Genomic DNA, 9754 nt, shown 5'->3' on the forward strand with positions numbered 1-9754 from the left:
TAGCCGCACCCTGTCTGTCGCCACACCCTGTCACCGCGATGTCACTGTGCACGTAGCACGAACGAAGCGGGAGACCAGAAGGTTCCCCGAATCCCGCAGTTCTACACGGCGTCGGACACACTCGGTCAGCAACTCCGCGTGAACTTCGCCGAATCCCATCACTCTCCCCGCATCCACTGTTGCATCACCGACAGCAGATGATCGGGATCGACCGGCTTGGTCACGTAGTCGGAGGCCCCCGACTCCAGCGCCTTCTCCCGGTCGCCCTTCATGGCCTTCGCGGTCAGCGCGATGATGGGCAGCCCGGCGAACTGCGGCATCCTGCGGATCGCCGTCGTGGTCGCGTACCCGTCCATCTCCGGCATCATGATGTCCATCAGGACGACCGCCACGTCCTCGTGCTGCTCCAGCACCTCGATGCCCTCACGGCCGTTCTCCGCGTAGAGCACGGACAGTCCGTGCTGTTCGAGGACGCTGGTGAGCGCGAACACGTTGCGGATGTCGTCGTCGACGATCAGCACCTTCTCCCCACCGAACCGGATGCCCCGGCGCGGCTGCGGGGCGGACTGGTGCTCCACCGCCGACCACTGGTCCGGCTGCCCGATCCGCTGCTCCAGGGCGGGCGCGGTCCGGCGGCGGCGCCGGAACAGCGCAGCGGCACCGTTCTGCGTCTCCTGGTACGACCTCACCTCGGCCGGCGTCTCCACCTCGGCCCCGGACATGCCGTTCTCCGAGGTGGACGCCACGAGGTCGCCGGCCTCCAGGGCGGGCATGGACTGCTGGTAGCCCTGGGGCGGCAGTTCACTGGGGTGCAGCGGCAAATACAGCGTGAACGTCGATCCGCGCCCCGGCTCGCTCTGCGCGTGGATCTCACCGCCGAGCAGCTGCGCGATCTCCCGCGAGATCGACAGGCCGAGACCGGTACCGCCGTACTTGCGGCTGGTCGTGCCGTCTGCCTGCTTGAACGCCTCGAAGATCACCCGCATCTTGCTGGCCGCGATCCCGATGCCGGTGTCGGTCACCGAGAACGCGATCAGGTCGGCGTCCGCGTCACGCAGCGAACCGGCCTCCAGCAACTGCTCCCGGATCGCCACCGGCACATCCCGCCCGGCGGGCCGGATGACCAGCTCGACGGCCCCGGAGTCGGTGAACTTGACCGCGTTGGACAGCAGGTTGCGCAGCACCTGGAGCAGGCGCTGCTCGTCGGTGTGCAGCGTGGCGGGCAGCTCGGGCGAGACCCGTACCGACAGGTCGAGCCCCTTCTCCGCGGTCAGCGGCCGGAAGGTGGCCTCCACGTAGTCCACGAGCTGCACGAGCGCGATCCGTGTCGGGGAGACGTCCATCTTGCCCGCCTCGACCTTCGACAGGTCGAGGATGTCGTTGATCAGCTGGAGCAGGTCGGACCCGGCCCCGTGGATGGTCTCCGCGAACTCGACCTGCTTCGGGGTGAGGTTGGAGTCCGCGTTGTCGGCGAGCAGCTTGGCGAGGATCAGCAGCGAGTTGAGCGGTGTCCGCAGCTCGTGGGACATGTTGGCCAGGAACTCGCTCTTGTACCGCATCGACACGGCGAGTTGCTCGGCACGCTCCTCCAGGACCTGCCGCGCCTCCTCGATCTCGGTGTTCTTCACCTCGATGTCGCGGTTCTGCTGGGCCAGCAGCTCGGCCTTCTCCTCCAGCTCGGCGTTGGACGCCTGGAGGGCCTTCTGCCGGTTCTCCAACTCCGCCGACCGCTCCCTGAGTTGCTCGGTGAGCTCCTGCGACTGCTTCAGCAGCACCTCCGTCTTGGTGTTGACGGAGATGGTGTTGACGCTGGTCGCGATCATCTCGGCGATCTGGTTGAGGAAGTCCTTCTGGATCTGCGTAAAGGGTGTAAAGGAGGCGAGCTCGATGACTCCGAGCACCTTCCCCTCGAACAGCACCGGGAGGACGATCACTTGCGCGGGCGGCGCCTCTCCGAGACCGGAGGAGATCTTCAGGTAGCCGCTGGGCGCGTTCTCCACCAGGATCGTGCGCTTCTCCTCGGCGGCCGTCCCGATGAGCGCCTCACCCGGCCGGAACGACGTCGGCATGGAGCCCATCGAGTAGCCGTACGACCCGAGCATCCGCAGCTCGTACTGGTCGTCGCTGTCGGCCGCGAGGTCCTTGCCGTCGAGCAGCGGCATGGCCACGAAGAACGCCCCGTGCTGCGCGGACACCACCGGCGTCAGCTCGCTCATGATCAGCGAGGCCACGTCCTCCAGGTCCCGGCGGCCCTGCATGAGCGCCGAGATACGGGCCAGGTTGCCCTTGAGCCAGTCCTGCTCCTTGTTGGCGATCGTGGTGTCGCGCAGGTTGGCGATCATCTTGTTGATGTAGTCCTGGAGCTCCTGGATCTCCCCGGACGCGTCCACGTCGATCTTCAGGTTCAGGTCGCCCCGCGTCACCGCGGTCGCCACGCGCGCGATGGCGCGTACCTGGCGCGTAAGGTTTCCTGCCATTTCGTTCACGGACTCGGTGAGGTCGCGCCACGTGCCGTCGACGTCCCGCACCCGCGCCTGTCCACCGAGCTGTCCCTCGGTGCCCACCTCGCGGGCGACCCGGGTGACCTCCTCGGCGAAGGACGACAGCTGGTCGACCATCGTGTTGATCGTGGTCTTCAGCTCCAGGATCTCGCCCCGGGCGTCGATGTCGATCTTCTTCGTCAGGTCACCCTTGGCGATGGCCGTGGTCACCATGGCGATGTTCCGCACCTGACCGGTCAGGTTGGACGCCATCTGGTTCACGGACTCGGTGAGGTCCTTCCAGGTGCCGGCCACACCGGGCACCCGTGCCTGACCGCCCAGGATGCCGTCCGTGCCCACCTCGCGGGCCACCTTGGTGACCTGGTCGGCGAACGAACTCAGTGTCTTCACCATGGTGTTGAAGGTGTCGGCGAGCTGGGCGACCTCACCGCGCGCTTCGATGGTCACGGTCCGCGTGAGGTCACCGTTGGCGACCGCGTTGGCGACCTGGGAGATGTTGCGCACCTGCATGGTCAGGTTGTTGGCCATCAGGTTCACGTTGTCGCTGAGGTCCTTCCAGATGCCCGTGACACCCGGAACCCGTGCCTGGCCGCCCAGCTGACCCTCGGTGCCCACCTCGCGGGCCACCCGCGTCACCTGCTCGGCGAAGGACGACAGCTGGTCGACCATCGTGTTGACGGTGGTGACGAGCTCGAGGATCTCGCCCTTGGCGTCGACGGTGATCTTCTTGGAGAGGTCGCCCTTGGCGACGGCGGTCGTGACCTCGGCGATGTTGCGGACCTGGATGGTCAGGTTGTTCGCCATGAAGTTCACGGACTGCGTGAGGTCCTTCCAGGTGCCGGAGACCCCCTGCACCTCGGCCTGCCCGCCCAGGATGCCCTCGGTACCCACCTCGCGGGCCACCCGCGTCACCTGGTCGGCGAAGCTGGAGAGCTGGTCCACCATCGTGTTGAGGGTGTTCTTCAGCTCCAGGATCTCGCCCCGGGCATCCACGTCGATCTTCTGCGACAGGTCACCCCGGGCCACCGCGGTCGCCACCTGGGCGATGTTCCGCACCTGGGCAGTAAGGTTTCCTGCCATTCCGTTCACGGAGTCGGTCAGGTCCCGCCACACACCGGCGACGCCGGGTACCTGCGCCTGCCCGCCGAGACGGCCCTCCGTGCCCACGTCACGGGCCACCCGGGTCACCTGGTCGGCGAAGGCGGAGAGCTGGTCGACCATCGTGTTGATGGTGTTCTTCAGCTCCAGGATCTCGCCCCGGGCGTCCACGTCGATCTTCTGGGAGAGGTCACCGCGGGCCACCGCCGTCGTCACCTGGGCGATCTGCCGCACCTGCGAGGTGAGGTTGCCACCCATGAAGTTGACGGAGTCCGTGAGTTCCTTCCAGGTGCCGGAGACCCCTGGCACCACGGCCTGACCGCCCAGGCGCCCCTCGGTGCCCACGTCCCGGGCCATCCGCGTCACCTGGTCGGCGAAGGCGGACAGCTGGTCCACCATCGTGTTCACGGTGTTCTTCAGCTGGAGCATCTCGCCGGAGACGTCCACGGTGACCTTCTGCGACAGGTCACCGTTGGCCACCGCCGTCGTCACCTGGGCGATGTTCCTCACCTGACCGGTGAGGTTCCTGAACGCCGTGTTGACGGAGTCGGTGAGGTCCTTCCAGGTTCCGGCGGCCCCGGGCACCTGGGCCTGACCGCCCAGCTCACCCTCGACGCCGATCTCACGCGCCACACGCGTGACCTCGGCACCGAACGCGGACAGCTGGTCCACCATCCCGTTGACGGTGTTCTTCAGCTCCAGCATCTCGCCGGCCACGTCCACGGTGACCTTCTGCGACAGGTCACCGTTGGCCACCGCCGTCGTCACCGCGGCGATGTCCCGCACCTGCGTGGTGAGGTTCCGGAAGACCGTGTTCACCGAATCGGTGAGGTCCTTCCACGTCCCCGCCGCACCCGGCACGTTCGCCTGCCCGCCCAGCTGCCCCTCGGCACCGACCTCGTTGGCCACCCGCGTGACCTCGTCCGCGAAGATCCGCAGCGTCTCGGTCATCTGGTTGATCGTGTCGGCGAGCTGCGCGACCTCACCACGCGCCGACACCGTCACCTTCTGCGACAGATCACCGTTGGCGACCGCGGTCGTCACCTGGGCGATGCCGCGCACCTGGGCAGTAAGGTTTCCTGCCATCAGGTTCACCGAATCGGTGAGGTCCTTCCACACGCCGGCCACACCCGGCACCTGCGCCTGGCCACCCAGCTCGCCCTCGACACCCACCTCACGCGCGACGCGGGTCACCTCGGAGGAGAAGGACGACAGCTGGTCCACCATCGTGTTGACGGTGTTCTTCAGCTCCAGCATCTCGCCGGCCACATGCACCGTGACCTTGCGGGACAGGTCGCCCTTGGCGACTGCCGTCGTCACCAGGGCGATGTCCCGCACCTGGGCCGTCAGCCGGTACGCCATCGTGTTGACGGACTCGGTCAGGTCCTTCCAGGAACCCGACATGCCCCGCACACGTGCCTGGCCGCCGAGCTTGCCCTCGGTACCGACCTCGCTGGCCACGCGCGTGACCTCGTCGGTGAAGGTCGACAGCTGATCGACAAGGTTGTTTACAGTCCGCCCGACCTTCAGGAACTCCCCGCGCAGCGGATGCCCCGTCCCGTCCGGCGCCTGGGTCCTGAGCTCCATGCGGGGCGACAGGTCACCCTCCGCGACCGCCGAGAGCACCCGGCCGACCTCGGAGACCGGCCGTACGAGATCGTCCACCAGCGCGTTGGACGCATCGATGGCGGACGCCCAGGAGCCCTCACAGGCGCCTGTTTCCAGCCTTTCCGTGAGCTTGCCCTCACGGCCCACCATGCGCCGCACCCGCGACAGCTCACCCGTCAGATGCAGATTGCGGTCGGCCACCTCGTTGAAAACAGCCGCGATCTCCGACATCACGCCGTCGCCGGACACCGTGAGCCTCTTGCGGAAGTTCCCGTCCCGCATGGACACCAGGGCGGCCAGCAGCCGGTTCAGGGCCGCCGTGTCCACCGCGGTGGTGCCATTGCTCGGTTTGCGCTGGTTGCTCGGGGACTGTCCGCCTTTCGCGCGCGTCTTAGTGCCCCGCGTCGCTGCGCCAGACTCCACTGTGTCCCTCCCGCAGGGGTCGACCGTTACTGCTGTGCTCGGGTGGTGCCGCGCGGCATACCGGTTGCTGCCGCGCACTCCTGCTTACTACAGCGATATCTCAACCGGGCGAACAAAGCCGCACGACGGGCTGCTGCCCGTCTCACGCGGACGGCACTCGGCCTGCCCGAACCTTCTTCAGGAGCCTGCCCAGTGTTTCACCCAGGTTGAACCCGGCCATAACAGTTCGGCAGCTTCGCACATCGTCCGCACACCCTCCGGACGGAAACACTGCAGACCGGCATCCGCACAGCCGTCGAAGGTAAGTAACCTTGCATGCGGCTGTCCAGCCGAGCCGGTCCGTCCGGCCTGGGCGGTGGCACGAGCACGAGCGGGCATCGGAGGGCGGCCGCACACATGACCACCGGACTGGTCCCCGGGGGACAGAACCCGGACCCCCGGCCGACGGGCGGCCTGCCGCAACAGCGGCACCACCCGGTCGGCCAGGCAGCCCTGCACGTCGACAACCGGTCGAGGAGTTCTGTGATCACCGCGCGCGCGGCCGCCAGCTTCGAGCCCGTCGGACGATCGGTAGCGACCGCCCGCTCCTTCGTCCGCGACACCCTCCAGGGCTGGGGCTTCGCCGACATCGTCGACGACGCGGTGGTCCTGACCAGCGAACTCGTCACCAACGCGGTGGTCCACGCGGGCACCTCCGCGGACGTTCTGTGTCTGCGCAGTGACGAAGGCGTACGGATCGAGGTCGCCGACCGCTACCCCGAGCGCGAGATCCCCCTCCAGGGCCAGGCCGTCACCATGGGCAACCTGGACCGCGAGGGCGGCCGCGGCCTCCAGCTCTGCGCCGCGCTCGCCAGCCGCTGGGGAGTCGAGTACACCCCCACCCACAAACAGGTGTGGTTCCGCCTCGACCTGCCCGAACGCCCGGTCGGCACCCGTACGGCCGGTCCGTCGCTGCCCGCCGACCTGCTCCCGCTGGCCGACGGCCGCGTCCGCGTCGCCGTCGTCCAGATCGACCGCACGTGCGCCATCACTTCGTGGAACGAGGACGCCGAGGAGCTCTTCGGCTACCCCGCCGAACAGGTGATCGGCAAACCCCTCACCGATCTCGCGGCCTGGCCGCACACCCCCGGCACCGGCACCGGCATCGCCGAGGCCCTGCGGCTCTCGCGCTGGGAGGGCAGTTACGGCATCCGGGCCGCCAACGGCCGCGTCACCTCGGTGTACGCCTCCCACCTGCGCGTCCGCGACTCCGGCGGCGAGCCCTCCACGGTCTGCCTGCTGGTCCGCGACCACGAACGGGCCGTGCTCCAGACCCCGTTGCGCGTCGCGGCCTCCGACACGACCACGTCCCCCGACGGCCAGAACACCGACCCCTTCGAGGTGTTCATCGGCTCGCCCGCCCCCGACGACCTCGACGGCCTCCTCCAGCGCACGGTCGAACGCGCCCGCGACATGCTCGACGGTGACTCCGCCTTCCTGCTCCTCGCGACCGACGACGAGACGGAGCTGGAGGTCCGCGCCTCCACCGGCCTGCCGTCCGCCCGCCAGCGCTTCGCGCGCGTGCCCGTCGAGGCGGGCCCCGGCCGCTACGGCTCCGCCCGCATGCCGGCCGTCCACGACGACCTGTCGGCCGTACCGGGCGCCGTACCGCTCCTCAGCGGCACCGGAATGCGCTCGGTCGTCACCGTCCCGCTGAAGGTCGAAGGCCGCCTCACCGGCTCCCTCGGCGTGGCCGCGGAAGCCCCCGGCAGATACTCCAACGAAGAAGCCCTGCGCCTGCAATTCGCCGCCGACCGCATCGCGTTGGCCGTCGAGTCGGCCCGCCTGGGCGAGCTGGAGCGACTGCGCCGCGGCTCCCTCAGCTTCCTCGTCGAGGCCTCCGACCTCCTCGCCGGCACGTTGGACCGCGACCAGACGCTGGCCCTGATGGCCCAGATGACCGTCCCGACCCTGGCCACCTGGTGCGCCGTCTACACGATCGCCGACCAGGCCTCGGAGCCCTATCTGTCGTACGTCCTGCACGAGGACGAGGAACTCATCGACGGCATCAAGTCGTTGCTGTCGAAGGTCCAGCCCCCGGACCCGGTCCCCACGCCCGGCGCCCGCGTCTGGTCGGCCCCCGGCGAGGCCGCCCACCAGGCGGCCCTGCGCAGCTCCATGCGCAGCCTCGGCCTCAGCGGCGGCCCCACCCACCAGGTCGCCTCCGGGATCGGCCCCACCCTCGCCACGGCCTCCGCGGTGGGCGGCGAGACCGTCGTCCTCCCCCTGGTCGCCCGCAACCGCGTCATCGGCATGCTGACCCTCGGCAAGCCCACCGACGAACACTTCCGCCAGGAAATCCTGGAACTGGCCGAGGACTTGAGCCGCCGGGCCGCCCTCGCCCTGGACAACGCCCGCCTCTACTCCGAGCGCACGGCGATCAGCCAGTCCCTCCAGCGCAGCCTCCTGCCCCCCGAGCTCCCCGAGATCGACGGCGTCGAGGTCGAGGTCATCTACCGCGCGGCCGGCGAGGGCAACGAGGTCGGCGGCGACTTCTACGACGTCTTCCCGATCAGCGACGGCGCCTACGGCTTCGCCATCGGCGACGTCTGCGGCACCGGCCCGAACGCGGCGGCGGTGACGGGCCTCGCCCGACACGCCCTCCGCCTCCTGGCCCGCGAAGGCCTGAGCGGCCCGGCGGTCCTGGAACGCCTGAACTCGGCGATCCTCGACGAGGGCGCCCGCAGCCGCTTCCTGACCCTCCTGTACGGCGAGTTGTGGCCCCAGGAGGACGGCAGCGCCCGCCTGAAGGTCGTCTGCGCCGGCCACCCGCTCCCGCTCCGCCTGCGCCAGGACGGCACCGTCGAACCGGCCGCCGAACCCCAGCCGCTCCTGGGCGTCATGGAGGACCTGGAGCTCTACGAGGAGACCGTGACCCTCGACCCGGGCGATGTCCTCCTCTGCGTCACCGACGGTGTCACCGAACGCCGGGAAGGCACCCGCATGCTGGGCGACGACGGCCTCGCCGACGTCCTGACCACCTGCACGGGTCTGACGGCCGGCGCGGTGGCGGCCCGCATCATGCGCGCGGTCGAGCGCTTCGCCTCCGACGCCCCGTCCGACGACATGGCGATTCTGGCGATGCGTGTCCCGGGCCTCCACAAGGACTGAGAGAAAGCACGAAAAAGGCCCCGCCCGATTGGGCGGGGCCTTTTGGCTGGAGCCCCCTAACGGAATCGAACCGTTGACCTTCTCCTTACCATGGAGACGCTCTGCCGACTGAGCTAAGGGGGCCTGTCGCTTTTCGAGGTTTCCCTCGCGGCAACGGAATAGATCATACCCCGAACAGACCCGTGCTCCCAACTCGCTCAGAAGGCAGGCTGAAGCAGTCCACCGAGCGCATTGCACGCGGCCACGACCCGCTGCATGTCCCGCTTGGTCAACGAGGCGTCCACCGGCAGGGCAAGGGTCTCGTCGGCAGCACGCTCGGTCTCCGGCAGCGACACACAGCGCCGGAACTCCGGCAGCCGGTGCACGGGCGTCTTCACCGGCACCCGGCAGTCAACTCCCTTGCCCCGCAGGGCGCGAGCGAAGGCGTCCCGATCCGGACGGCCGTTCCCCGGCACCCGCACCACGTACTGCTGATAGGTGTGCCCGTCCCCACCATCGGGCGTGCGCACCCCGCGCAACTTCCCGTCCAGGTAGCAGGCCCGCTCCCGACGCTGCGCGACCTCGTCGTACGGCGCCTCGGACTCGCCCTCCTGGAGAACGAGCAGCCCGTGCCGTTGCCCGACCTCGAGCAGCCGCCGCATGTCGGCGGGCCGACCGAAACGGTGGACGACAACGACGGCCGCCGTCCGCGGAGTTACGGCCGCTTCGACAGCGGACGCGTCAAGGCAGTAGGTCGACGGATGTATGTCCGCGAACACCGGAAGCGCACCGGCGAGTGTCACCGCCTCGGCGACCTCGACGTTCCCGAAGGCCGGTACGACGACCTCGTCACCGACTCCGACGCCGGCGGCCCTGAGCATTGCAGCAGTACCCATGCTTCGGATGGTGATTGCGCAACGTGAACTTCAAGTGACGCACAACAAAAAAGGGTTGGACCCCGAACCGAAGTTCAGGATCCAACCCTTTCAATGATT

Annotated in this window: 3 protein-coding genes and 1 tRNA gene; 1 reads left to right on the forward strand and 3 read right to left on the reverse strand. The window is 68.7% G+C overall.

All coding sequences use genetic code 11. The features are described from left to right. Positions 1-158 precede the first annotated feature (158 nt). Complete coding sequence (locus tag AQJ54_RS18555; RefSeq protein ID WP_107121083.1) at positions 159-5630, reverse strand: HAMP domain-containing protein; 5472 nt, start codon at positions 5628-5630, stop codon at positions 159-161. A 396-nt stretch (positions 5631-6026) separates the two neighbouring features. On the opposite strand from AQJ54_RS18555, the gene AQJ54_RS18560 reads away from it, so the two are divergent. Further along, positions 6027-8780, forward strand: a complete 2754-nt coding sequence (locus AQJ54_RS18560; protein ID WP_062022759.1) for a SpoIIE family protein phosphatase — start codon at positions 6027-6029, stop codon at positions 8778-8780. Between the two features lie 47 nt (positions 8781-8827). On the opposite strand, the gene AQJ54_RS18565 is transcribed toward AQJ54_RS18560, so the two are convergent. Then, positions 8828-8903: transfer RNA gene (locus AQJ54_RS18565), tRNA-Thr, on the reverse strand. Positions 8904-8977: 74 nt separating this feature from the next. Next, on the reverse strand, positions 8978-9640 hold the full coding sequence (locus AQJ54_RS18570) for a DegT/DnrJ/EryC1/StrS family aminotransferase (RefSeq protein WP_020139089.1): 663 nt from the start codon (positions 9638-9640) through the stop codon (positions 8978-8980). Positions 9641-9754 lie beyond the last annotated feature (114 nt).

Source organism: Streptomyces griseorubiginosus (assembly GCF_001514195.1).
Taxonomy (GTDB): Bacteria; Actinomycetota; Actinomycetes; order Streptomycetales; family Streptomycetaceae; genus Streptomyces; species Streptomyces griseorubiginosus.

Excerpts from the sequence above, each read along its gene's own strand:
- AQJ54_RS18570 (WP_020139089.1), bottom strand. The coding sequence starts at position 9,640 with ATGCTCAGGGCCGCCGGCGTCGGAGTCGGTGACGAGGTCGTCGTACCG.
- AQJ54_RS18560 (WP_062022759.1), top strand. The coding sequence starts at position 6,027 with ATGACCACCGGACTGGTCCCCGGGGGACAGAACCCGGACCCCCGGCCG.